We start from the raw sequence: 23846 nt of genomic DNA, 5'->3' as shown, positions 1-23846 counted from the left end.
GGCCGGTCGGCCGGGGAGGCGGCCGACCGGCGGCCCTGGAAGGCTCAGCCGATGGTGTTGTCGACGCCCTTCTTCGCGTTCGCCCAGGCCTGCTCGGACGACACGCCCTTGCGCTCGACCTCGCCGAGGGCGTTGGTGATCTGCTGGTTGACGTTCTGGTCGTGCACGCCGAGGACCTGGACCGGCGCGGCCTTGGCGGCGTCACCGAAGATCTTGCCGATCGGCGCGCCCGAGAAGTACGGGTCCGTCGCGTCGTGGATCTTCGCGATGGCGCCCGTGGCGGACGGGAAGCTGCCGTGCTTGCGGAAGAGCTTCTCCTGCTGCTCGGGCGCGGTGAGCCAGGCGATCAGCTCGTACGCCTCCTTCTTGTGCTTCGCGGCGCGCGGCACGGTGAGGTACGAGCCGCCCCAGTTGCCGGCGCCGCCGGGCAGCGCGGCGATGTCCCACTTGCCCTTGCCGGCGTCACCGGCCTGGCCCTTGATGTAGCCGAGCATCCAGGCGGGGCAGGGCAGGGTGGCGAAGGAGCCGGCGGAGAAGGCCTGGTTCCACTGCGGCGACCACTGGTCCAGCTTGGCGCTGAGGCCGTCCTTCGCGGCGGTGACGGAGGTGTCCCAGGCCGTCTTGAGGGCGGGGTTGGTGTCCCAGATCAGCTTGCCGGAGGAGTCGTAGTAGCGCTCCTTCTCCTGGCCGATGATCACGGAGTAGAGGCTGCCGACGCTGTCGATCCAGGCGCTGTTCCCGGCTGCCTTCGCCTTGTACTGGCGGCCGAGCTCCAGGTAGCCGTCCCACGTCGACCACTTCTTCGCGAGTTCCTCGCGGTCGGTGGGGAGGCCGGCCTTGGCGAAGAGGTCGGTGCGGTAGCAGATCGCCTCGGGACCGACGTCGGTGCCGAGGCCGAGGACCTCGCCGTTCTTTCCGGTGGCCGCCGCCCACTTGGCGTCGGAGAACTGGGCCTGGAGCCTTTCGGCGCCGTGCTTGCGCAGGTCCTCGAACTTGTCGCTCTGCTGCTGTGCGACGGACGCGATGCGGCCCACCTCGACGGCCTGGACGTCGGCCAGACCGCCCCCGCCGGCCAGCCGGGTCTGCAGCGACTTCCAGTAGTCGGCCTCGTCCTCGGTGTCGGTCTGCTTGATGGTGACGTTCGGGTGGAGCTTCTCGTACTCGGCGTAGAGCCCGGCCTCCTTGTAACCGAAGGAACCGAACAGGTCCACGGTGACCGTGACCTTTCCGCCCGCACTGTCGGAGGCCCCCTCCGTCGAACCCCCGCAGGCGGCGAGCAGGGCCCCGGCGAGAGCGACCGCCCCCAGACGGACGGCGGTTCTTCTGGCGGCTCGGGCAGTGGGCATGGGAAGCCTCCCTTGGCTCCGGATCGAACGAGAACGCGCTTTGAGAGCGCTCTCAACATGCCAGGGGAGCGTGCCTCCGTCGTGGTCGTTCCGTCAAGACTCGAACGCGTAACGGGCTGGAATCAGTCTCAACTTCCGGTGTTGCGCCATGTATTGACACTTGTGTTTCGGGAGTCTTACGTTTCCGGCGTCCTGAGAGCGCTCTCGGATACGACTGCCGGACACGAGCCACCGCGTCCGGCACGACCGGGCTCCCGCTTCGCACCCCGAGCCGCCGTACCACTGCCCTTCCGCCACACCCACGGCCGACGAGCGCCCCGCGCCGCACGGCCGACGAGCCGCCCCGTCCATCGTGATGACATGAGGTGTTCCCCATGGCAGTCCCCCACCCGCGCCCAGCCGCCGTGCTGGTCCTCGCCGCCGCCCTGGCAGCGGCAGGACTGGGACCGGCAGCGGCCCCCGCCGCGGCCGCCACCGTCCCGGTGGGCGCCGGAAGCTACTCCGACACCCGGCCTCCCGGCACCTCCGGACCCACCACCAACACCGGCACGCCCGTCACCCCCAAGGTGACCCCCGCGGCCCAGGGCAAGCCCGTGCCCACCAACGACTGGTGGTCCTCACTCGCCTTCCAGCGCTACGGCGACAACCCGTACTCCACGCCCATGTACGGCCACCCCCTCACCTACCAGGCGACCTCGGGCGGACTCGACATCGGCTACCCCACCAGCCCGAGCATCGTCGGCGACGGACGCCAGTACGAGTTCGCCCACAAGCGCGACCTCACCCTCGGCCTGACCGGCCTCAACGCGCCCGACACCAAGGCGGACGCCTGGTCCGACTGGACCGTCACGCCCTACTGGTCCGACGGCGCCCGCACCCTGCGCACCACCATCGGCCACGGCAGCCCGTTCGTGTACGCCCAGGGCAGCGGCGGAAACGCCCAGATCACCACCGCGGGCACGCCCACGGTCTTCGCCGACCAGGGCAACGTCCTCGGCATCACCGTCGCCGGCCACCACTACGCGCTGTTCGCGCCGACCGGCACCGACTGGAACGTCAACGGCACCACCATCAGCACCGGACTCGGCGGCAAGAACTACTTCTCCGTCGCGGTCCTGCCCTCCACCGACGCCCTCGCCACCTTCAAGAAGTACGCCTTCAGCTTCGTCACCGGCTCCCGCGTCGACTGGAGCACCTCCGGCGGCAGCGTCCGCGCCACCTACACCCTCACCACCGAGGCCAAGGAAGGAACCGAACGCGGCACCCTCCAGGCCCTCTACCGGCACCAGTGGCTCCACACCACCGACGCCCTCACCCCGTACACCTACGTCTCGCCGCGCGGCACCATGAAGGTCCGCGAGTCGGCCTCCTTCACCACTGTCCAGAAGGCCGCCCCGGTCCTGCCCGGCCTGCCCCGCGCCGGCGCCGTCGACACCGCCACGCTGCGCGCCCGGCTGAACGAGGTCGCCAACGCCTCCGACCCGTTCTCCGGAGCCGTCGACACCTACTGGACCGGCAAGGCGCTCGGCAAGCTCGCCCAGCTGGTCCCGCTCGCCGACCAGATCGGCGAGACCGCGATCCGCGACCGGCTGCTCACCCTCATGAAGGGCCGGCTCCAGGACTGGTTCACCGCGGGCGGCGCCAACGAGTTCTCGTACGACCCGACGTGGAAGACCCTGACCGGCTACCCCGCCTCGTACGGCAGCGACTCCGAGCTCAACGACCACCACTTCCACTACGGCTACTACGTGTACGCCGCCGCGATCGTCGCCCAGTACGACCAGGCCTGGGCCGCCGACTCCGCCTGGGGCGGCATGGTCAAGACCCTCGTCCGCGACACCGCGAACCCGGCCCGCACCGACGGCGCGTTCCCGTTCCTGCGCGGCTTCGACGTCTACGCCGGCCACAGCTGGGCCTCCGGTCACCAGGGCTTCGCCGCCGGCAACAACCAGGAGTCGTCCTCCGAGTCGACCAACCTGAGCGCCGCCCTCGTCCTCTGGGGCTCCGCCACCGGCGACAACGCGCTGCGCGACCTCGGCAGCTACCTCCTCGCCACCGAGGGCGAGGCGATCGCCCAGTACTGGTTCGACGCCGACCAGCAGGTCTTCCCCGCCTCCTTCGGCCACGACACCGCCGGCATGGTGTGGGGCAGCGGCGCCGCCTACGCCACCTGGTGGACCGCGAACCCCGAGGAGATCCACGGCATCAACGTCCTCCCGGTGACCGGCGGCTCGCTGCAGCTCGGCGGGCACAAGGAGGCCATCCGCCGCAACATCGCCGAGATGGAGCGCGAGAACGGCGGCACGGCCGTCGAGTGGCGCGACATCCTCTGGGAGTTCCAGTCGCTCGCCGACCCGGCCGCGGCGAAGAACAAGTGGGACGCGGGCAACAACGCCTACACCCCGGAGGCCGGCGAGTCCAAGGCCCACACCTACCACTGGCTCACCACTCTCGCCGCCGTCGGCGCCCCCGACACCACGGTGACCGGAGACATCCCGACCTCCGCCGTCTTCACCAAGAACGGCGTCCGCACCTACGCGGCCCACAACTACGGCGCGACCACCCGCAACGTCACCTTCTCCGACGGCAAGAGCCTGACCGTGCCCGCGCGGTCCACCGCCAGCGGCACCGGCACGGCCACCGACCCCGATCCCGACCCGGACCCGGAGCCGTCCACCGGCAACACCTTCCGGATCCGCTCCGGCGGCGTCCTCACCACCGCCACCGGCGGCACCCCCGGCAGCGACACCATCCCGTCGGCCGGCGGCACCAACCACGACGGCACCCCGTACCGGCCGCTCGTCTACGTGGCCCGCGGCGTCAACGGCACGCTCGAGCCGGGCGGCGCCACCACGTTCCGCCTCCCGGTCGACGCGGGCAGCGCCGTCGGCCTCGGCCAGCAGGTCCGCGTCAGCTACGACCTGACCGGCGACGGCACCTACGACCGCACCGAGACCTACCACTACTTCGCCACCGACCCGGTCCAGGGCTGGGAGGAGTACAACCAGACCCGCGGCCTCAAGAGCGCCACGGGCACCCTGGGCAACCTGAAGAACGGCACCGTACGCCTCGAGGTCTGGAGCGCGATCGGCAACGCCGACTCCCAGCTCCGGACGGGCACGGACACGGGCGTCGTCGTCATCCCCTTCGGCTGACGCGACGACCGGACCGGCAGCGCGAGAACCGGCGGCGGGCGCGGGACACGCTCCCACGCCCGCCGCCGGCGCGGTCGCGGATGACCGCTGCTAGCGGGCGTCCGCGCCCACGCGGCCGGTCGTGCTCGCGGGGCCGGCCGGGCCGTCCGAGGAAGCGGCTTCGGCCGGGGACGGGGAGTCGGCCGGGTCCGGCGTGGCCGCCGTCGCCTGCCACAGGCGGTGACAGGAGAGCAGGGTCGCCGTCAACAGCAGGCCGTTGCGTACGACCATCAGCGTGTTGCCCAGGGCCGTACCCTGCATGACCTCCAGGTAGTGGGTCGGGAAGGCGAGCGCCGTCACGGCCGCCGCGGCCAGCAGGACCCACGCCACCGGACGCTGGGTGGTGTGCCGGGAGGTGAGGCAGACCGCCGCAAGACCGATCGGCCACACCAGGTACTGCGGGCTGATCACCCTGCTCGTGACGGTGAACAACAGCACCGCGGCGAGGGCCGCGTCGAACGGCGTCGCCTCCGTCCAGCGCGAGGCCCGCCCCCGCCAGAACAACAGCCAGCCGAACGCGGCGACCGTCAGCAGCAGCGACAGCTGGGTCACGGCCGCCACCTGAGGACCGCTGAACTCCAGGGCCCCGTACCGGGACTCGACCACGATCGGCGCGCCCGCGGCCCGCAGCAGCGCCAGCACCGTGCCGCCGAGCGACTCGATCTGCACCCCGCGGGCGCCCTGCTGCCGGAGGAAACCGAGGCTGTCCCGGAAGGCCAGGGCCAGGACGGCGAGCAGCGCCGCCGCGCTCACCGCCGCGGACCGCCAGGCCTCCCTGCTGCCGCGGCCCCGCTCCAGGCCCAGCAGCGTGAGCAGCGGCCACGCCTTGACCAGGGCCCCGAGCGCGGCGAGCGCCCCGCCGAGCCGAGGGCGGCGCCGACTGCTCAGCAGCGCGAGGACGGCGAGGGCCGTCACCTGGATGTCGAACCGGCCGTGCGGCACGTTCAGCAGCAGCGGCAGACCGGCCGTCCACAGCCACGCCCCGGCGGGCAGCCGGCCCGGACGGGCCAGCACCCATGCCACGAGCGCGTCCGCGGCGAGGGTGAGGACGAGGAAGGCCGCGAAGTAGTCGAGGAACGGCACGGCCTCGGGGGACAGGAACAGCAGGCCCGCGCCCGGCGGGTACTGCCAGGTGACGTCGTCGACCGGGAAGGAGCCGTCGGCCAGCTGCCGGGCCCAGCGCGGATAGAGGAACTCCACCTCGTCGTTGACGTTCCTGACGCCGATGGAGTCCTGCACCAGCAGATACAGCATGCCGAGCCGGGTCAGGACCCAGACGGTCACGAGGGCGCGCGTCGAGGCACGCGGCGACCGGACGCCGTCCACGTGGTGGGCGGCCCGGACGAGGGCCCGCGCCGCGGCGCTGCGGCCGGGGACGACCTTCTGCTGCGTCATGGGCCGGAATCTAGACCGGCCCGATCGCCGCACCGGTCAGCGAACCGCCCATCCGCCGTCCCGTCCCCCGAGGGGCGGGCACCGAACAGCCCGGGTGGCCCCGCCCCGGGCACCCGCGGACACGGGGCCGACGGGCGGTCCCGTGTCCGCGCGGAGGCCGGGCCGCAGTGGAAACGAGGCGGCGGCGTCCGGAGGCCGCGTGCGGAGGCCGTGTCACGCCGGCCGGGGTCCTGCGGCCCGGCCGTGCGGCCCTCGCCACGGCCCTGCGCGGCGCCCGCCACGGCACTCAGGCCGACGCGCGCCGTACGAGACTCGTCGACGTGATCACCGACGCAGAGGCCGCGTCGGCCGCCCCGTCGAGCACCCGCATCAGCAGCCTGACCATGAGCCGGCCCATGCCCTCGATGTCCTGACGCACCGTGGTGAGCGCCGGCTCGGTGTCGCGGACCACCGAGTCCATGTCGTCGAAGCCGACGACGGCGATGTCCTCCGGCACCCGGATCCCGCGTTCCCGCAGTGTCCGCAGGGCACCTGCGGCCATCAGGTCGTTCGAGGCGAAGACGGCGTCGACGTCCGGCCGCCGGTCGAGCAGCTCGGCCATGGCGCGGGCACCGCTTTCCCGGGTGAAGTCGCCCTGGCACAGCAGTTCGGGATCGGCGTCGACCAGCACGTCGTGATAGCCGGCGATCCGGTCGAGCGCGGACGTCTGGTCACGCGGACCCGCGAGGTGCGCGATACGGCGGCGCCCCAGGTCCACCAGATGCCGTACGGCCTGCCGCGCCCCGCCCCGGTTGTCGCAGTCCACGTACGGCACCGCCGGACCCGATCCCACCGCAGGGCGGCCGCCGAACACGGTCGGGACGCTGCTGCGGGCGATCAGTGCGGGCAGCCGGTCGTCGCTGTGCAGCGAGAAGGCGAGCGCCCCGTCCACGTGGCCGCCGTCGAGATAGCGCGCGATGCGCCCGTGGTCGCCCGGCCCCTCCACCCAGAGCAGCACCAGTTGGGCGTCGTGCGCGGTGAGCTCCCGGCTGATGCCCCGAACCTGCTGCTCGAAGAACGGGTCGGAGAAGATGCGGAACTCCGGCTCCGCGATGATCACGGCGACCGCGCCGTGACGCCGCGTCACGAGCGAGCGGGCCGCGTGGTTCGGGACGTACCCGAGCTCCTCGACCGCCTCGCGCACCTTGTCCACCAGCGCCTGCCGTACGCCCGCGCCGCCGTTGACGACCCGCGAGACAGTCGCCCGCGACACGCCGGCCCGTGCCGCGACGGCTTCCAGCGTGGGGCGGGACGATCCCGCGGTCTGCTCGGGCACAGCAGGCACTCCGTGTTCCCCTGTTCTGCTCCGCGGCCCGGACCGTGTCGTCCGGATCAGGCCGCACACCGGTCCGACGCGACCAGGATAGACGCTGCGGGCTCCTTCTGAGAGCGCTCCCAGAGTCGTACGGGGCGTGCGACCCGCGCGTACTCCGATCGGTTGCAGCCTGTGACGGGCGGCGGCGCGGAGGGAACGGCTGGATGCGTACGGGGCGGGACCCGGCGGCCCGCCCGGTCGCCCGTCCCGTCTTCGGACCGCTCGCAGGAGGAACACCCGCCATGACCTCCGCGTCCGAGGACCCGAGCAGCACCCGCCCCAGCCCCGCTGCAAGCCCCGGCCCCGCCGCAGGCCCCGAAGCAGCCCGGGCCCCGGAGCCCGCTCGGGCCTCCAAGCCCGCTCGGGCCCCGGACGGCGCCCCGTCGGCGGACACCGCTCCCGCATCGGAGCCCACGCCGACCACGGACGCGCCTCGCTCGGCGGAAGCCGCCTCCGCCCCGGATCCCGGCCCCGGCCCGAATCCCGCCTCCGCCTCGCACCCCGCGTCCCCCCAGGATCCCGGCCCCGCCTCGGATCCCGTGCTCGACCGGCTGCTCCGGCACGGCATCCTCCACATCGCCGAACCGATCACGGACCGGACGGCCGAACGCGTCACTGCCGCGCTGCTGCTCCTCGCCGCCGAGACCGACCGTCCCGTGACGCTCTACATCAGCTCGCCCGGCGGATCCGTGCCCGCCGGGATGGCGATCTACGACGTCATGCGGCACATCGACAACGACGTCGTCACCATCGGTCTCGGCTACTGCGCCTCGATGGCGCAGTTCCTCGTCTCCGCGGGCACGCCCGGGAAGCGCTACGCCCTGCCCAACGCCCGGATGATGCTGCACCTGCCGAGCTTCGCGCAGGCCCCGACCGGCACGGCCGAGGCCGGCCGGCACGAGGAGCTGCGCCACAGCAGGGACCGTGTCGCCGGACTGATCGCGGACTTCACCCACCGCGAGGTCGGTCAGGTCGTACGGGACTTCGCCGACGACCGCTGGCTCACTCCCGATGAGGCCCTGGAGTACGGCCTCATCGACCACGTCCTGGACGCGACACCGCAGCGGCCCTGAGCACGACGCGAGCGTCGCGCGGCGGGCGGCACCGCGCGACGGCCGGTATCGCGGCCCGGCCGTGATCCGCCGGACAGGCCCTAACCCAGCCACTCCCGCAGCAGCGCCTCGCGCTGCGGGACGCGGGGTGAGCCGCCCTCCCAGGCGCGGCCCCACTCCGCCATCGCCGCGAGCGTGGTGGCCATGGTGGCCGCGCCCTCCGTGAGCCGGGACAGGAGGGCGCGGGAGAGCTCGACCTCGGTGGAGGAGTAGCCGACGGCCGCCGCCACGTACGCCTTCACGGCACGCTCGCCGGAGGCCGTTCCGACGCTCAGCGTCATCAGGGGCGGCGCCTCGACCGACCCGACCGGCCCCACGGGCACCGCCAGGTTCATCACCGTGTCCAGTGCCACCTCCGTGAAGACGCCGACCTGCCGTCTGAGCGTCTTCACCGGCGCGTCGGACACCGCCAGGGCGTTGACGTCCTCCCACGGATAGAGCGCGTCCTGGCCGTCCCCGAGCGCCACCACGCCGTCGGCGGTCAGCCGCACCCCAGGTGCCGTACCGGTCGGCTTCGCGCCCACGTACACGTCGCCCTCGGCGATCCAGAACAGGCCCACCATGGCCATGCGTTGCTCGATTCCCCCGACGACGGCGGCGCCGTCGAGTCACACTTTCCCAATGATCAGGTCATGTTCGGAACGCGCGAAGGCGTGGGGGAGTTCCCGCCGAGGACGGCACCGCCCCCGCCCCCGTCCCTTCGCTCCCCCCGCCCTGTCCGGTCCGTAGCGCCGGTCTTCACCGGGAACTGACAACGACGCCGCTAGCGTTGTGCTTTCGTCGTCCCGTACGCCGCGTACATCCCGAGTGCCGCATGCGTCCCGTACAACCCGTATGTCGCGTGCGTGCTCACCCGTTCACCGAGGAAGGTCCCCGAAACCCGTGAAGGTTCTCGTCGCCGGTGGAGCCGGCTACATCGGAAGCACCGTCGCCTCGGCCTGCCTGGACGAGGGGATCACCCCGGTCGTCGTCGACAGCCTCGTCACGGGCCGGCGCGAGTTCACGGACGGCCGGGACTTCTACGAGGGCGACATCTCCGACGGGGCGCTGATCGACCGCGTCTTCTCCGAACACCCCGACATCACCACGGTGGTGCACTGCGCGGCGCTGATCGTCGTGCCGGACTCCACCGCGGACCCGATCGGCTACTACGAGGCCAACGTCGGCAAGAGCCTCGACTTCCTCCGTCACCTCCGGAGGAACGGCTGCGACCGCCTCGTCTTCAGCTCCTCGGCCTCCATCTACCGGTCGGAGGACGGTTCCCCGGTAGACGAGGACGCTCCGCTGGGGCCGCAGAGCCCGTACGCCAGGACCAAGGCACACTGCGAGGGCATGTTCGCGGACATCGCCGCGGCCGGACAGATGCGCGTGCTGTCGCTGCGCTACTTCAATCCCATCGGCGCCGACCCGAAGATGCGTACCGGACTCCAGCTGAAGCGGCCGAGCCACGCGCTCGGCAAGATGATCTCCTGTCACCAGGAAGGCGCCGCCTTCCCCGTCACGGGCACGGACTATCCCACCCGCGACGGCAGCGGAATCCGGGACTACGTGCACGTCTGGGACCTGGCCGCGGCCCACGTGGCGGCGATCCGGCGCTTCGACACCCTCCTGACCGAGGACACGCCGGCGACGGTGATCAACCTCGGAACCGGCTCGGGCACCACCGTGCGCGAACTGTGCGCGGCGTTCGACCGGGTCGTCGACACTCCGCTCGCCACCGTCGACGCCGATCCGCGGCCGGGCGACGTCGCCGGCGCCTACACCGCCGGCGACCGCGCCGAGCGACTCCTCGGCTGGACACCGCGGTTCTCCCTGGAGGAGGGCATCCGCTCCTCCCTGGACTGGATCCCGGTGCGCGACGACATGCTCCGGGACTGACGCCCGCGGGTCCGCGCCGGCGGCCCGGCGCCCCCGCGTTCGAAGTCCCGTGAGCGCGCGCGAGCTCCGCCGCGTCGCCGTGGCCGTCGCCGCGGAGGTCCCGTCGCCGGTCAGACCGCCTGGGGCGCCGTCGCCGTCGCCGTGGCCGTCGCCGCCAGCCGCGCCTCCGCGCTGGTGAGGAGCGTGTCGAGCACGACCGGATAGGCGCTGAGGTTCATCCGGTGCACCAGCAGGTGCGCCGTGGCGGCGATGTGCGGATGGGTCTCCGCGGGGAGCCGGGCGTAGGTGGAGGTCCACATGTCCTCGTCCGCCTCCCGAGCCTCGTCCTTGATGGCCAGTGCTCCCGCGTCCAGGGCGGCGAACGCCAGCGCCAGGTCGATGAAGGCGTGGTAGATGCCGACCGCGTCGGCGTCGCCGAAGCCCGCGCCGCGCAGGATGCCGAGGATCGTCTCGTCCACCGCGATCTCCCGCGGCCGGCCGGTGACGCGGCTGGCGGTCAGCACGGCGGCCTGCGGATGGGCGAGATAGGAGGCGTGGACGGCGAGACCCAGCGCCCGCAGGTCGGCCCGCCACTCCCCGGTCGCGGTCCAGTCGTCCAGGGCCCGGCCCATCAGCTCCTCGCCGATGGCCCGGGTCAGCTCGTCCAGGCCGGCGAAGTACCGGTACAAGGTGCTCGGATCCGCGCCGAGCGCGGCGCCCAGGCGGCGCGCGGTCAGCCCGGAGCTCCCGTGCTCGCGCAGCATCCGCAGCGCCGTCCGCACGATCAGCTGCTCCGACAGCACGGTGCCCCGCCGGGTCGGACGCCGCCTGCGCCGCTCCGCCTCCGGAATCACCTTCTTGGCCATGGCGCCCCTCGCTCCGACCCTTATGCCAACGCCGTAGACCTTAACAGCGGACCTCGTGTTGCATCGGGGCGCCCCGGGCGTCCGCCCGGGGCGCCCCGCCGAAAGGGTGTGTGACATGCGCGTACTTCTCGTGGGTGCGGGTGGCGTCGGAACGGCCGTCACCCGGATCGCGGCCCGCCGCGACTTCCTGACCCACATGGTCGTCGCCGACTACGACCTGTCCCGAGCGGAGGCGGCCGTCGCGGCGGTCGAGCCACGCGGCGCCGAGGACGGCTCGCGGCGCGGCCGTTTCAGTGCCCGTCGTCTGGACGCCTCCGACGGGGCCGCCGTCCGCCGCGTCCTCGTCGAGGAGCGCTGCGACGTCCTCCTCAACGCGACCGACCCGCGGTTCGTGATGCCGCTGTTCCGGGCGGCGCTCGCCGCGGGAACGCACTACATGGACATGGCGATGTCGCTGTCCGTGCCGCACCCGACCGCGCCGTACGAGCAGTGCGGGGTGAAGCTCGGCGACGAGCAGTTCGCCCTGGCCACGGCCTGGGAGGAGGCCGGCCGCCTCGCGCTGGTCGGGATGGGCGTGGAGCCCGGCCTCTCGGACGTCTTCGCCCGGTACGCGGCGGACGAACTCTTCGACGACATCGACGAGGTCGGCGTCCGCGACGGCGCGAACCTCAGCGTCGAGGGCCACGGCTTCGCACCCTCCTTCAGCATCTGGACCACCATCGAGGAGTGCCTCAACCCGCCCGTGGTGTACGAGAAGGAGCGCGGGTGGTTCACCACGGCCCCGTTCAGCGAGCCGGAGGTCTTCGACTTCCCCGAGGGCATCGGCCCGGTGGAGTGCGTGAACGTCGAGCACGAGGAGGTGCTGCTGATGCCGCGCCGGATCGACGCGCGCCGGGTGACGTTCAAGTACGGCCTCGGCGACGACTTCATCGCCAAGCTGAGGACGCTCCACGAACTGGGCCTCGACTCCACCGGGAAGGTCACGGTCCCGGGCCCCGACGGCCCGGTGCCGGTGTCGCCCCGGGACGTGGTCGCCGCGTGCCTGCCCGACCCGGCCACGCTCGGCGACCGGATGACGGGCAAGACCTGCGCCGGCACCTGGGTGAAGGGGACGAAGGACGGCGCCCCGCGCGAGGTGTACCTGTACCACGTCGTCGACAACGAGTGGTCGATGCGCGAGTACGGCTCCCAGGCCGTGGTCTGGCAGACGGCCGTCAACCCCGTCGTCGCCCTGGAGCTGATGGCCGCCGGCACATGGAAGGGCAGCGGCGTCCTGGGCCCCGAGGCGCTTCCTCCCCGCCCCTTCCTGGACCTGCTCTCCACGTACGGCTCTCCGTGGGGCATGCGCGAAGAGCACTGACCCCCCGCGCACCGGCATCGCCCTGCGTCGCCCGGCACCGACGGGCACGGATCTCTGTTGCTCACCCGTCGGCCATGGGCGATGATCCCCGGCGTGTCCCTTCTTGTATCCGCCCTGATCATCGGCCTCATAGGCGCCGTGGTCGGCACGTACCGCACCCGTTCCCGCTCACGTTCCGGCTCGCGCTTCGGAGGGTCCGCCCGGCCCGCGGTCGACGCGTGGGTCCGCGATTCCTTCGTCCCCGCCGCGTACGGACTCGTCCCGCGCGAGGTGCTGGACGCCGGACGACCCGGACCCGCGCAGCCGCTCCACCGCATCAAGGAGATGCAGGCCGTCGCCGACTCCGCGTGGAGCGGCGACTGGCGGCCGGCGGCCTCGTACGTCGCGGCGGCCGGCGACGACTGGGACGAGCGCTGGTCCCGTACGGAAGTCCTCCAGGAGATCGCGTGCGAGGACGACGCCTGGCTGGAGGCCTGGCGTTCCGAGCAGCCGCGCAACGGCGACGCCGCGACGCTCCACGCGAGCATGCTCGTGCACCGGGCCTGGGAGATCCGCGGCACCGCGTACGCCAATGAGGTCCCCGACGAGCGCATGAGGCAGTTCCGGGCGATGCTGCCGCAGGCGATGAACGCCGCCGTCGACGCCTCACGGATCGACGTCCGTCACCCGGGGCCCTGGGTGGTCATGATCACCGCGGCGCGGGCGCTGTCGTACTCCCACAACCAGTTCCGCACCCTGTGGGCGGAGCTGACCGCCCGCGCGCCGTACCACTACGCCGGGCACTGGCAGGCCCTGCAGTACTGGTGCGGCAAGTGGCACGGCTCCGACCGGCTGATGCTGGACTTCGCCCGCCTGGCCGTCGAACGCGCCCCCGCGGGAAGCCCGCTGGCCGGCATGTACCTCCACGCCTTGCGGGAACTCGACAGCCGCGGCGGAACCGGCGGCGCCCGGGCCCGCAGGTCCCGCGCGCTCCTGGAACGCGTGGCCTGGTCCCTGGGGCAGGTCGCGCCCGACAACGAGGCCCTGCCCCGGCTGCGGCACCTGCTGGCGCACTACCTCCTCGAGGCACGCAGCCACGACGCGGCCCTCGAGCAGTTCCGCCTTATCGGCCGCTGGTGCGGAGCACAGCCGTGGAACGAGTCCGACGACCCGGTCGCCGCGTTCGACCACGCCCGAGGCCTCGCCGCCAAGCACGTGAAGCGGCAGGCGCACCCCAAGGGCACGGAAACCATGCCCCTCTGACCGGGGCGGGTGAGGCGGGCCCGTCGTGGAACGGGCCGCCCACGATCGCGCCCTCGCGCCGGTGACGGACACGTGCCGGGCGCTCGGGACGCTCGCCCCCTGCCCGGAAGCCGACCGCCCGCGCCGGTCATGCCGGCAGGCGCTGTGCTGCCTCGGCGGCGGTGGAGGAGAAGGCGAAGGCAGCGTCGCGATCGCGTCGATGTCCTCCATCCGACCCTTCTGGGAACAACCGGCATAGGAGTGAGAAGACGGCGCGGCGGCGATCAGACAGGCGTCCGGCCCTTCGCGCCGGGCTTCCACTCCTCCGCGAGGAGACCGAGCAGCACCTCGTCAAGGAACGCGCCCATCACCCAGGCCGAGGAGCGCAGGACGCCCTCCCGGACGAAGCCGTTGCTCTCGGCGGAGCGCAGCATCGCGGTGTTGTCGGACAGCGTCTCGATCCGCAGTCGATGCAGCCCGCGCACGACGAAACCGTAGTGGCACAGCGTCGCGACCACGTCCGTGCCGTATCCCTTGCCGCGCGCGGCAGGCAGCAGGCCCAGGCCGATGTGCGCGCAGCGGTTGTGGGTGTCGATGCCCCACAGGTTCGCGGAGCCGATCAACGTGCCGCCGTCCAGCTCGATCACGGAGAACGGAACGCTCCGGTCCGCGGTCTCGTCCACTACGAGCCGCGGGTCCTTCGAACCGGGCGTGATCGGTCGCCACGGTCCGGCCTCGGCCCGGGAGGAGTTGACCACGTCGTCGTAGAGTTCGGTCCGCAGGATCGGTATGTCGTCCTCGTGGCGGGCCCTGAGCCCGACCTTGCTTCCTTTGAGCATGGAAGCTTCTTAGCGGGCCGGACAATCCGGGGGCAATCGAAATACGCGTCCGCCCGCTCCATCCATTCCGGGCGTGCTCAGTCGGAGTCGAGAAGGAGCGGAACCGCCAGGCGGCCGGCCACGGTGGTCAGGGCCGGACCCAGGGGAAGTGCGACACGGGCGAGGGCGTGACGGTCGCCGCGGGTGGGATCCCGGTTGACGATCAGCACCGACTTCCCGGCCTCGGCCGCCTGACGGACGAACCGAAGGCCGGACATCACCGTCAGTGACGATCCGAGGACCAGCAGGGAAGAGGCGTCCCGGACCAGTCGGCGACAGTCCTCGACCCGTGGCGCCGGAACGTTCTCGCCGAAGAACACCACATCCGGTTTGAGGACGCCGCCACAGACCGCGCAGGGCACGACGCGGAAGTCCCCGACCTGCTCGTCGGTGAGATCGGCGTCGCCGTCCGGGTTGATGCCGGCCGCGACCGGCGCGAAGCCGGGATTGGCCTCCTCCAGCCTCCGGGCCAGTTCACGGCGGGAGCTCATGGCCCGGCAGGACAGGCAGACGACCCGGCCGAGGCTGCCGTGCAGCTCCACCACGCCCTCACTGCCCGCCGCCTGGTGCAGACCGTCGACGTTCTGGGTGATCACGCCCGACAGCAGACCGTGCCGGGCGAACGCGGCCACGGCCCGGTGCCCCGCGTTGGGCCGGGCGCGGCCGAACGTACGCCACCCGAGGTGGCTGCGCGCCCAGTACCGGCGCCGGGCGTGCTCGCTGGACGTGAAGTCCTGGTAGGTCATCGGAGTGTGCCGGCTCAGGCTTCCGCCCTCGCCCCGGTAGTCGGGGATGCCGGACTCCGTCGAGATGCCGGCCCCGCTGAGCACCGCCACACCACCGGCGCGCAGCGCGTCGGCGACCGGCTGCAGGTCGGTGGTGCCCGGCGGCAGGTCTTCCTCCGGGGTCCAGCTCAACGTGGGGCGCGTGCGCATGCCGCCAGGGTACGAGACGGTCCGGGAGACCGAGACCTCCCGGACCGGCGGCGGCCCGCGGGGCACCGGCCGAGCCCGCGGGAAACCGGCGGCGCCCACGGGGCCGCGGCCCGCGGGGACCGGTGGCGGCCCGGGGCACCGGCCGCGGCCCGCGCGCCGGTCGCGGGGCTCCCGAGCCGTATCAGGTCATGACGAGCAGCCGGGTGTTCGGCACGAGCTTGCGGTTCACGCTGGTGCTCTGCACGAAGATCGTGTAGTCGTCGTTGTGGTCGGGCTTGATCCGGACCTCCTCGTCCGGCAGACCGAGCAGTGCCCGGGCCTCCGGCCCGGTGTACACGCGGTCGGTCTTCTTCTCCAGCACCGCGATCTGCTTGCGCGCCTGGATCTTCTCCGACTTGCTCAGCTGGTAGAAGGCGCAGCCGGTGCGGTAGGTGTGCCCGGACTCGGTCACCCAGTTCCGGATCGCGACATCGCGGGTGACGGGTATCAGCCGGTACTGCGAGGACTCCACCGGAGTGAGACCGGCGGCCTTGATCGTGTCCTTGTTGACGGCCTCCGCGCCGGTGGAGAACACCGTCCGCGAACCGCGGATGCCCTTGGTCCGACCGATCATGAACTTCTCGGTGGCCTCCTGGATGACCTGCCCGGCCTCCTCCAGGCCCCGGGTGCTCGTCGCGTCCCAGATGGCGATGTTGTCCTTCGGGAAGCCGCAGTTCATGGCCTCGCGCTTGCCCATCTGGTCCGGGACGAGCACGGCCAGCGTCCAGTTGTCCTGCTGCGTCGCGATCATGTCGGCGACGGCCGCCGTCAGGGCCCGCGGGTCCCGGGACGGGGCTCCCGGGCAGCGGTGGCTCGCGTTCTCCTGCCCGTCCGTCAGGACGAACGTCAGGAAGCTGTGGTCGCCGTACAACTGGGCCGTCTGCGCCAGCTCGTGCTGGGACTTCAGCGCCGCGGCCAGCAGCGCCGTCATGCCGCCGACCCGGTACAGCTGCTTCAGCGAGGGCATCCGCAGCACGTCCTTGTCGTAGATGACGCACTCCACCTTGTCGGCGAACACGTACACCGTGACGCGCGTCTCCTGGTCCAGCTCCCTCGACCGGCGGGCAAGGTAGGCGATCTGCTGGTCGGCGACCTCGACGACCTTGTTCCGCAGGTGCGACATGGACGAACTGGCGTCCAGCACGAGAGCGACGTGGTTGATGTAGTTCTGGCTAACGGACAAGGCAGGCCCCCTCTTTCCGACTTGGTGCTCCTACCGTCTCATCCACCACTGACAATCGATCTTGGCTCGCGCCGCACCTCCAGGGCCCACCGACCGCGGACCGGAATCCGCCCGCACGTGGGCGATGAGTTTCGCCGCCGATCCGGGTCTGCCCTGTATGACACGCATCATCGCCGACATCTCCGTCTCCCTCGACGGGTTCGTCACCGGGCCCGGCCCCGACCTCCGGAACGGTCTGGGCACGGGAGGCGACGCCCTGCACACATGGGCCTTCTCCGACGACCCCGACGACCGCAGGGTCCTCCACGAGGGGACCGCCCGCTCGGGCGCGGTCGTCCTCGGCCGCCACCTCTTCGACGTGGTCGACGGACCGAACGGCTGGGACGACACGACCGGCTACGGCGCCGGCGAGGTCGGCAAGCCCGCGTTCGTCGTCGTGACGAGCTCGCGGCCGGCGTCGGTGCGCACGACGGGACTCGACTGGACGTTCGTGACCACGGGACTTCCCGACGCCGTGGCCGCCGCGCGCGAGCGGGCCGAGGCCGCGTCGTCGGCGGGCGGCAAGGACCTCGACGTCATCCTCATGGGCGGCGGCGCCACGATCCGCTCGGCGTTCGACGCCGGACTGGTCGACGTCCTGGCGCTGCACCTCGCGCCCGTCGTGCTGGGCGGCGGGACACCGCTGTTCACCGGCGGACAGCCACGTACGCACCCGGGTACGCAGACACCCACGCACACGCACACGCGCCCGCGCACGCTCGTGCAGCGGACCGTCGTCCCCACGTCGACGGCGACGCACCTGACCTACGACGTACTGCGGTGATCCGATGACCACCGTCAACGCCGACGGCATCGCCCCGGGCACCGAGTTCTTCGGTGACGACGACGCGCCACTCGTCCTGCTCGCGGGCGGGCCGGCCCTGCTCTGCTGACCGGACGCGCTGTGCGAGCACCTCGCGGCCGGCGGACGCCGCGTCGCGCCGAAGCCACGCGTGACCGACTCGGCGGGACGAGGCGACGCGCGCCGTGTCACGCCCGGGACCGCGCGGTCGCGCGGCGACCTGCGCGATCTTGAGCCCCCGAGCGGTCCCGTGGCAGGCTCATGCCGCATGATCGACGAATTCGCGAAGGACAACCTGCACGCGCGACTGCGGCGGGACCGCGAGGCACTGCTCTGGAAGCTCGACGGGCTGTCCGAGTACGACGCCCGGCGGCCCCTGACAGCGACGGGCACCAACCTCCTCGGTCTGGTCAAGCACGTGGCCACCGTCGAGGCCAGGTACTTCGGCGAGGTCTTCGACCGCCCCTCCCCGGAACCGCTGCCCCGGTGGCAGGACTACGACGGCGGGGATCTGTGGGCGGCCGAGGACGAGACCCGCGACCAGATCATCGCGTTCTACCGGCGCACGTGGGCACACGCGGACGCGACGATCGACGCGCTTCCTCTCGACGCCCCCGGCCACGTGCCGTGGTGGCCCGGGACCCGTCCCAACACGAACCTGTTCGCCGTCATGGTCCACATCCTCAGCGAGACCGTCCGCCACGCCGGGCACGCCGACATCCTGCGCGAGGGCCTCGACGGCAGGACCGGACTGCGCGCCGAACACGAGGCACGGATCGACGAGGAAGCCCGTGCGGCCTACCGCGCGAAGATCGAGCAGGCCGCCAGGTCGGCCGCTTCCGCGGACGGTGCACGCTGAGCCGGTGAGGCGGAAACTGCGTCGACAGCTCCCCTCGGCACCCGGCAGAGTGGCCATCCGTGACGAGCAGTGAACTGTGGACCCGTGAGACCGCCGAACGCTACGACGCCGAGGAAGCCGAGACATCGTCGGCTGCCGCTCTCGGACCGGCCCTCGACTTCCTCGCCGAACTCGCCGGAGACGGGCGGGCACTGGAGTTCGCCATCGGGACCGGACGGGTGGGAGTCCCGCTCCGGGAACGAGGCGTGCCGGTGGTGGGCATCGAACTGTCCGAGCACATGGCGGCGGTGCTGCGGCGCAAGGCCGGCGAGGACACCCTCCCGGTCGTCGTCGGGGACATGGCCACCACGGTCGTCCCCGGCGGGTTCACCCTGGTCTACCTCGTCTACAACACCATCACGAACCTGCTCACACAGGACGAGCAGGTCGAGTGCTTCCGCAATGCCGCCCGGCATCTGGAGCCCGGCGGCCGGTTCGTCATCGAGCTGGGCGTGCCGCCGCTGCGGCTCCTGCCGCCCGGTCAGCTGGCGGTGCCGTTCGACGTCTCCGACCGGCATCTCGGCTTCGACACCTTCGACCTGGTCGAGCAGATGCTCGTCTCGCACCACTTCACCCGCGACGGTGACGACGGCCGCTACCGCCGGGAGAACTCCCGCCACCGGTACGCCTGGCCGGCGGAGCTCGACCTGATGGCGAGGATCGCCGGGCTCGAGCCGGAACGCCGAGTCGCGGACTGGGACGGGTCGCCGTTCACCCAGGACTCCACCAAGCACGTCTCCGTGTGGCGCAAGCCGGCCTGAGCCCGGCCACCACGCTGTCGACGTCGGGTCGCCAACCCGTGCGCGGAGTCGTCAGGGTCCCGCCCTGCGGGTCGCTCGCCCCACGGGTTGCGACAGGACTGTCACAGGCGTGGGAGTCCGGTTGACCTGTCCGCGGAGCATGCGGCCATGATTCCTGTCGATCACACGAGTGCGCCTTCCGGGCTCGTGGGTCGCAACGCATCGGACAGGGGGAGCTCGCGTGACCGGGACCTGCGTCATTCTCGACATCGGCGGCGTGCTGGAGATCACGCCGGAGACCGGATGGGTGCACCGGTGGGAAGAGCGGCTGGGACTGCCGTACGGCACCGTCCGGGAGCGGATGGGGGACGTGTGGCGGGCCGGCGGCATCGGGACCGTCAGCGAGCGTGAGGTGCACGAGCAGGTGGCCGCCCGACTGGGGCTCGACGCGCCGCAGGTCGAGGCCTTCATGGGCGACCTCTGGGCGGAGTACCTGGGGACGCCGAACGAGGAGTTCATCGATTACGTGCGGGGGCTGCGCGGAACCTGCCGCCTGGGAATCCTGAGCAACAGCTTCGTCGGCGCCAGGGAGCGGGAGTCGGCGGCGTACCACTTCGACGAACTGGTGGAGCAGATCGTCTACTCCCACGAGATCGGCGTCGGAAAGCCCGACCCGCGTGCCTTCGAGGCCGCATGCGCCGCCTTGCACGTGCGGCCGCAGGACTGCCTGTTCATCGACGACGTCGCCGTCAACATCGATGCCGCCCGGGCGGCGGGCATGCAGGCGCACCTCTTCGAGGACAACGTCCGTACCATCGCGCGTATCGCCGCTCATCTGGATGCCACCCCCTGAGCGCCCTGTCGAGGCAAACGACGGCCGCCCGCCGTTTCCAGCCGTACCGCCTCGCACCCCACCACCGAAGACGGCCGGCCAGTTCCTTGTTCCCCATCGGTTCTTCGATCCCCGCCTGCGGCCGACGAGTTGACTGTGTTCGGCCGCCAGGAACCAGAGACTTCGGCTTACGCTTGGTCGGTACGGGAGGGAACCGACGGCAGGGGAGCGCGTGCGATTACAGGTTGTGGTCCGGGAGGCCGACAGCGCCCTGCTGGGGAATGCGACGTACAGCCAGTTCTGCGCAACGATTCTGTACGACCGAATCGGTCGGCGCCGCTCGGACCCGGATGACGCGGACGGCCGGGACGACCCGGACGACAGCGCCGGCGGATGGCGTGCGTGGGATCAAAGGATGCACGCCGCGGTCTTTGAGGTTGTCGTTCCTGACGGTGGAACGACCGTCCGGGAGCTGGCGGCCCACTGCCTTCGCCGGGCCCGCGAGACCGGTGCGGCGCAACCGGATCCGGCATCGGTGCGCGAGGCCTCGCAGGCATCCCCGGTCTCGAGCGCGTCCGACGCCCTGACCGGGGAACCGAATGCCGCGGCGGTGGCCCGGCTTTTCGCTGAGGACCACGTCTCGCGTGTGTGGCTGTGCGACGCCGCCACCGACCAGCGGCTGCCGGACCTCCTGCCGGTCTCGGAGTCGGCACTGGCCGACGGCGACCTGGTCGTCCTGATGATCGAGCACCAGCCTCCCGGCATGTACATGCTGGCCCCTGCCCGCAATGCCGAGGAGCTGCTGAGGTGGCTCCCGCTGAGGGAGGAGGTACCGGGTCCCTCACCGATGCGGGGCGTCCTGCTCTACACCGAAGCCGACATCGAGCTCGCCGCCTACGTCCGCACCCACTTCCATGACCTCAACGCCCTGTCGGGGCCCGACACCTTGGTCTTCGCGTTGGAACGCCGTGCCGGCCGGACCGCCGCCCGCAGGTACTGGCGACGCCACCTCGAACCCGAGGTGTACCGAGTCATGACCGCGGTCCGCTGGCTGAGGTGGGTGCCGTACGACCCTCACAGCGCGTACGAGGTGGCCGCGAGGCTCGGCATCGAGCCCGAATCCCTGCCGTGCCTGGCGTTCCTGCAGGGGCCCGACGGCCCGGTACACCTGCGCGAAAAGGTCGTCTTCCCCGTCGAGCACACCTCGACGGCCTACTTCAGAGCCCTCTTCGGAGGCATCAGACGCGTCCTGGACCCCACCAAGGGCAACAGGCTCATGGGAGGGACCGCGACGGAGGCCACCACCTTCGCCGCCCTGCGAAACGCCGAGGCCGACATCAAGGAGGCCCTGCGCCCGCTCGTCCCGGCGAAGCCGGAGCTTTCCCTCAGCAGCAGCCACGTCACCATCCAGGAGGCCAGAGTATCGATGTCGGAGAACTTCACCTTCAACGGCCAGACCACGTTCATCAACCGCCCACAGGACGCGGTCATACGCGACTTCCAGAACACCTACCCCGCGGCGGCCGGCACCCACGACCTCGCCCGGCTGCTCCACCTCACACTCACCAGCCGGGACATACCCGACCAGGAGCGTGAGGCGGTTGCCGCGGAGATCCACCGCTTGGCCGACCTCGTCGACGAGGCGGAACCGGACGTGCCCGCCGCGCTCACCCGCATCGACCGCCTCCGGGCCATGCTGACCTCCGCCGCCGACATCGCCCAGCCCGCGCTGACCATCCTCGCCTCCCTGAGCGCCATTCTCGGTGCCTAGTACTCCAGCCGTAGATCGTGATCTTCATGGCTGGGCGGCTGCTTGCCGTCGGTAGTGGCAGTCGCGGGCGCGGGCCTGGTGTCGGCGTCGCCAGTGTGACCAGCGGAGTCGGTGCGCGAGGTCGTGGGCCCGGCTGGTCAGGGTGGTGAACAGGCGTTGGATCTCGTTGCAGGTCAAGGGGATCAGGTCGTCGGGGGCGGGGCGTTCGGCGGCTGCGGTGACGGCGAGGAAGGCGTGGGCGAGCATCGCGAGGGTGACCCAGCGGTGCCAGGAGGTCCAGCGGCGAACCTGGTGCTCGTCCAGCCTCGCCAGGCCCCTGCCGGCGTGGAAGGTCTCCTCCACCGTCCAGCGCCGTCCGGCCACCCGCACCAGGTCGGACAGCGGGACGGAGTGGGGTGAGAAGCAGCGGTAGAAGGCGAGTTCGCCGCTTCTCCGGTTGCGGCGGACCAGCAGCCACCAGTGCCCGGGCCGGTAGGCGGGGCCGTGGATGTCGACCTGAGCCCAGTCGTAGTACCGCTCGCCCTTGGCGCCCGCTCCGGCCGAGCGCCGCTGCCAGGCCCGTTTCGGGATCTCCGCCACGATGGCCTTGGCCGGGAACTTCCCTGCCACCGTGGTGACTTGGTGGGTGCTGGAGACTGCCAGGACGTAGCCGGTCCGACGGTCTTCCAGCGCGGCCCGCACGCGGTGCAGCAGGTGCTGCATGCCATCCGGGGTGGAGTCGCCCGCGTGCTCGGCCAGCGTCCAGCAGTTCTTCCTTGGCAGGTCCGCCAGCAGGCCCAGCACCAACGCCGTTGCGTGGCGGCGTGGTTCGACCCGCGCGAACCGGCCCGCGATACGGCCCGTCAGCTGGTCGAACATCGACCGCCACCGGGCAGGCACTACGCTGCGACCTGCTGCCACCGCCTGATCTTCGTTGGTCGACACAACTCACGATGATCAACGGTGGCCGCAGCCGTCCCCGCACCGGCCCCGACCAGCAAGATCACGACCTACGACTGGAGTACTAGTCGGCCTGCAGGACGAAGAACAGGAAGCACAGGAAGCGCGGCTTGGCCGCGATGGCCTCGGGGAACATCTCGCGGGCGGCGGGATCAGGCTCCGGCTCGCTGATGACCGTAATCCGGAAGCCGGCCCCGATGAAAGCCTCGATCATCGCGTGCAGCGGCCTGTTCCACCTGCTCACCAGGGCGGTATGGCCGCCAATGGTCCACTCCACGGTCCATTTGGTGGTGTCGAAGTAGTTGTGCTCGGCCTCGCGACCGGCCTCGCGGTGTATGAGGTTGATGGCAAAGGGATGGTCGACAGATGCGATCAGTCGACCGCCGGGCCTGAGTACGCGTCGCAGCTCGGCCAGCGCCGGCCCCCAGTCCTCCAGATAGTGCAGCACCAGGGACGCCGTTACATCGTCGAATGTGTCATCAGCGTAAGGAAGCGGGTCGCCCAGGTCCGCCACCTGCAGGTCCGCACCGTTGCCGAGCCGCCGCCGAGCCAGCTCCAGCATCCCGGCACTCGTGTCGAAGCCACTCACAACGGCGCCACGGTCGCGCAGCGCGGCAAACAGGGCCCCCGAGCCGCAGCCGGCGTCGAGAATCCGTCGGCCGGCCACGTCTCCAGCGAGGGCCAGCATCGCGGGCCGCTCGTAGTAGGCATTGACCAGGTTGGCTTCGTTTGCGGCCGCGTACGCCTCGGCGAAGCTGTTGTAGTCGTTGGTCTTCGACGGTTCCGCACTCACTGCGGACGGCGAGACCAGCTTGGTGGAGATCGCGTGCTCTTGGCGCTCACTTGAGATCATGGTGCGGGAGACGTGTGCTGCACCAGTTCAGTTCCGGGCCGCTCCCGGCGGCCCTCACATCCTTCGAGATCCAACGAGCCGTTCGTTCCCGAGTTCGTCCAGCACCGCCCGGTGCAGCCGACGCCACAGGCCGGCCTCGGTCCATACCGACCTGCAACGAGATCCAACGCCTGTTCACCACCCTGACCAGCCGGGCCCACGACCTCGCGCACCGACTCCGCTGGTCACACTG

At 71.5% G+C, this 23846-nt stretch carries 20 protein-coding genes; 10 read left to right on the top strand and 10 right to left on the bottom strand.

Annotated elements, in window-relative coordinates:
• Positions 1-44 precede the first annotated feature (44 nt).
• A complete protein-coding gene (locus ESG85_RS32560; RefSeq protein ID WP_128984777.1) occupies positions 45-1346 on the bottom strand; it encodes an ABC transporter substrate-binding protein in 1302 nt (433 codons plus the stop codon).
• 374 nt (positions 1347-1720) lie between these two features.
• Between ESG85_RS32560 and ESG85_RS32555 the strand changes: the two genes are divergently transcribed.
• Positions 1721-4501, top strand: a complete 2781-nt coding sequence (locus tag ESG85_RS32555) for a glycosyl hydrolase (RefSeq protein WP_128984776.1) — start codon at positions 1721-1723, stop codon at positions 4499-4501.
• Positions 4502-4591: 90 nt separating this feature from the next.
• Here ESG85_RS32555 and ESG85_RS32550 read toward each other — a convergent pair whose 3' ends face one another.
• Positions 4592-5935 carry a glycosyltransferase family 87 protein gene (locus tag ESG85_RS32550; RefSeq protein WP_246095495.1) on the bottom strand — a complete coding sequence of 448 codons (1344 nt, stop codon included), beginning with the start codon at positions 5933-5935 and terminating at the stop codon, positions 4592-4594.
• Between the two features lie 286 nt (positions 5936-6221).
• Positions 6222-7250: a LacI family DNA-binding transcriptional regulator gene (locus ESG85_RS32545; RefSeq protein WP_128984775.1), complete on the bottom strand. Its 1029-nt coding sequence runs from the start codon at positions 7248-7250 to the stop codon at positions 6222-6224.
• Positions 7251-7531: 281 nt separating this feature from the next.
• On the opposite strand from ESG85_RS32545, the gene ESG85_RS37090 reads away from it, so the two are divergent.
• On the top strand, positions 7532-8362 hold the full coding sequence (locus ESG85_RS37090; RefSeq protein ID WP_425471310.1) for a ClpP family protease: 831 nt from the start codon (positions 7532-7534) through the stop codon (positions 8360-8362).
• An 80-nt stretch (positions 8363-8442) separates the two neighbouring features.
• Here the strand turns inward: ESG85_RS37090 and ESG85_RS32535 are convergent, their stop codons facing one another.
• On the bottom strand, positions 8443-8970 hold the full coding sequence (locus ESG85_RS32535) for a hypothetical protein (RefSeq protein ID WP_128984774.1): 528 nt from the start codon (positions 8968-8970) through the stop codon (positions 8443-8445).
• A 313-nt stretch (positions 8971-9283) separates the two neighbouring features.
• Between ESG85_RS32535 and galE the strand changes: the two genes are divergently transcribed.
• Complete coding sequence (galE, locus tag ESG85_RS32530; protein WP_128984773.1) at positions 9284-10279, top strand: UDP-glucose 4-epimerase GalE; 996 nt, start codon at positions 9284-9286, stop codon at positions 10277-10279.
• A gap of 110 nt (positions 10280-10389) precedes the next feature.
• On the opposite strand, the gene ESG85_RS32525 is transcribed toward galE, so the two are convergent.
• Positions 10390-11124, bottom strand: coding sequence for a TetR/AcrR family transcriptional regulator (locus tag ESG85_RS32525; RefSeq protein ID WP_128984772.1), 735 nt, complete (start codon positions 11122-11124; stop codon positions 10390-10392).
• A gap of 115 nt (positions 11125-11239) precedes the next feature.
• On the opposite strand from ESG85_RS32525, the gene ESG85_RS32520 reads away from it, so the two are divergent.
• The gene (locus ESG85_RS32520) at positions 11240-12484 is read left to right on the top strand and encodes a saccharopine dehydrogenase family protein (RefSeq protein ID WP_128984771.1); all 1245 of its coding nucleotides are present in this window, start codon (positions 11240-11242) and stop codon (positions 12482-12484) included.
• Positions 12485-12577: 93 nt separating this feature from the next.
• Positions 12578-13726: a hypothetical protein gene (locus ESG85_RS32515; protein ID WP_128984770.1), complete on the top strand. Its 1149-nt coding sequence runs from the start codon at positions 12578-12580 to the stop codon at positions 13724-13726.
• Positions 13727-13989: 263 nt separating this feature from the next.
• Here the strand turns inward: ESG85_RS32515 and ESG85_RS32510 are convergent, their stop codons facing one another.
• The 3 genes from ESG85_RS32510 to ESG85_RS32500 form a co-directional block, all read right to left on the bottom strand.
• A complete protein-coding gene (locus ESG85_RS32510) occupies positions 13990-14544 on the bottom strand; it encodes a GNAT family N-acetyltransferase (protein WP_128984769.1) in 555 nt (184 codons plus the stop codon).
• A gap of 77 nt (positions 14545-14621) precedes the next feature.
• Entirely contained in the window at positions 14622-15518 is an 897-nt protein-coding gene (locus tag ESG85_RS32505; protein WP_128984768.1) for an NAD-dependent protein deacetylase, read from the bottom strand.
• A gap of 181 nt (positions 15519-15699) precedes the next feature.
• On the bottom strand, positions 15700-16740 hold the full coding sequence (locus tag ESG85_RS32500) for a vWA domain-containing protein (RefSeq protein ID WP_128984767.1): 1041 nt from the start codon (positions 16738-16740) through the stop codon (positions 15700-15702).
• Between the two features lie 157 nt (positions 16741-16897).
• Here ESG85_RS32500 and ESG85_RS32495 point away from each other — a divergent pair, with 157 nt between their 5' ends.
• From ESG85_RS32495 to ESG85_RS36440, 5 genes are all read left to right on the top strand, one after another.
• Positions 16898-17563, top strand: coding sequence for a dihydrofolate reductase family protein (locus ESG85_RS32495; RefSeq protein WP_128984766.1), 666 nt, complete (start codon positions 16898-16900; stop codon positions 17561-17563).
• Between the two features lie 286 nt (positions 17564-17849).
• Positions 17850-18440, top strand: coding sequence for a DinB family protein (locus tag ESG85_RS32485; RefSeq protein ID WP_128984765.1), 591 nt, complete (start codon positions 17850-17852; stop codon positions 18438-18440).
• Between the two features lie 59 nt (positions 18441-18499).
• Entirely contained in the window at positions 18500-19240 is a 741-nt protein-coding gene (locus ESG85_RS32480) for a class I SAM-dependent DNA methyltransferase (RefSeq protein ID WP_128984764.1), read from the top strand.
• A gap of 220 nt (positions 19241-19460) precedes the next feature.
• A complete protein-coding gene (locus tag ESG85_RS32475) occupies positions 19461-20072 on the top strand; it encodes an HAD family hydrolase (protein ID WP_128984763.1) in 612 nt (203 codons plus the stop codon).
• A gap of 589 nt (positions 20073-20661) precedes the next feature.
• Entirely contained in the window at positions 20662-21822 is a 1161-nt protein-coding gene (locus ESG85_RS36440) for a hypothetical protein (RefSeq protein WP_246095493.1), read from the top strand.
• Positions 21823-21846: 24 nt separating this feature from the next.
• On the opposite strand, the gene ESG85_RS32465 is transcribed toward ESG85_RS36440, so the two are convergent.
• Together ESG85_RS32465 and ESG85_RS32460 are read right to left on the bottom strand one after the other, a co-directional pair.
• On the bottom strand, positions 21847-22680 hold the full coding sequence (locus ESG85_RS32465) for a transposase (protein ID WP_128984762.1): 834 nt from the start codon (positions 22678-22680) through the stop codon (positions 21847-21849).
• Positions 22681-22825: 145 nt separating this feature from the next.
• The gene (locus tag ESG85_RS32460; protein ID WP_128984761.1) at positions 22826-23614 is read right to left on the bottom strand and encodes a class I SAM-dependent methyltransferase; all 789 of its coding nucleotides are present in this window, start codon (positions 23612-23614) and stop codon (positions 22826-22828) included.
• Positions 23615-23846 lie beyond the last annotated feature (232 nt).

Origin of the sequence: Streptomyces roseicoloratus, assembly GCF_004117935.1 — a bacterium.
Taxonomy (GTDB): Bacteria; Actinomycetota; Actinomycetes; order Streptomycetales; family Streptomycetaceae; genus Streptomyces; species Streptomyces roseicoloratus.
The sequence above is the reverse complement of the archived record's forward strand: the minus strand, read 5'-3'. Positions and strand labels throughout refer to the sequence as shown.

Bases quoted from the DNA above. Each gene is read 5' to 3' on its own strand.
- ESG85_RS32560 (WP_128984777.1), bottom strand. From the start codon at position 1,346: ATGCCCACTGCCCGAGCCGCCAGAAGAACCGCCGTCCGTCTGGGGGCG.
- ESG85_RS32555 (WP_128984776.1), top strand. From the start codon at position 1,721: ATGGCAGTCCCCCACCCGCGCCCAGCCGCCGTGCTGGTCCTCGCCGCC.
- ESG85_RS32550 (WP_246095495.1), bottom strand. From the start codon at position 5,935: ATGACGCAGCAGAAGGTCGTCCCCGGCCGCAGCGCCGCGGCGCGGGCC.
- ESG85_RS37090 (WP_425471310.1), top strand. From the start codon at position 7,532: ATGACCTCCGCGTCCGAGGACCCGAGCAGCACCCGCCCCAGCCCCGCT.
- ESG85_RS32535 (WP_128984774.1), bottom strand. From the start codon at position 8,970: ATGGCCATGGTGGGCCTGTTCTGGATCGCCGAGGGCGACGTGTACGTG.
- ESG85_RS32525 (WP_128984772.1), bottom strand. From the start codon at position 11,124: ATGGCCAAGAAGGTGATTCCGGAGGCGGAGCGGCGCAGGCGGCGTCCG.
- ESG85_RS32520 (WP_128984771.1), top strand. From the start codon at position 11,240: ATGCGCGTACTTCTCGTGGGTGCGGGTGGCGTCGGAACGGCCGTCACC.
- ESG85_RS32510 (WP_128984769.1), bottom strand. From the start codon at position 14,544: ATGCTCAAAGGAAGCAAGGTCGGGCTCAGGGCCCGCCACGAGGACGAC.
- ESG85_RS32505 (WP_128984768.1), bottom strand. From the start codon at position 15,518: ATGCGCACGCGCCCCACGTTGAGCTGGACCCCGGAGGAAGACCTGCCG.
- ESG85_RS32495 (WP_128984766.1), top strand. From the start codon at position 16,898: ATGACACGCATCATCGCCGACATCTCCGTCTCCCTCGACGGGTTCGTC.
- ESG85_RS32485 (WP_128984765.1), top strand. From the start codon at position 17,850: ATGATCGACGAATTCGCGAAGGACAACCTGCACGCGCGACTGCGGCGG.
- ESG85_RS32465 (WP_128984762.1), bottom strand. From the start codon at position 22,680: ATGTTCGACCAGCTGACGGGCCGTATCGCGGGCCGGTTCGCGCGGGTC.
- ESG85_RS32460 (WP_128984761.1), bottom strand. From the start codon at position 23,614: ATGATCTCAAGTGAGCGCCAAGAGCACGCGATCTCCACCAAGCTGGTC.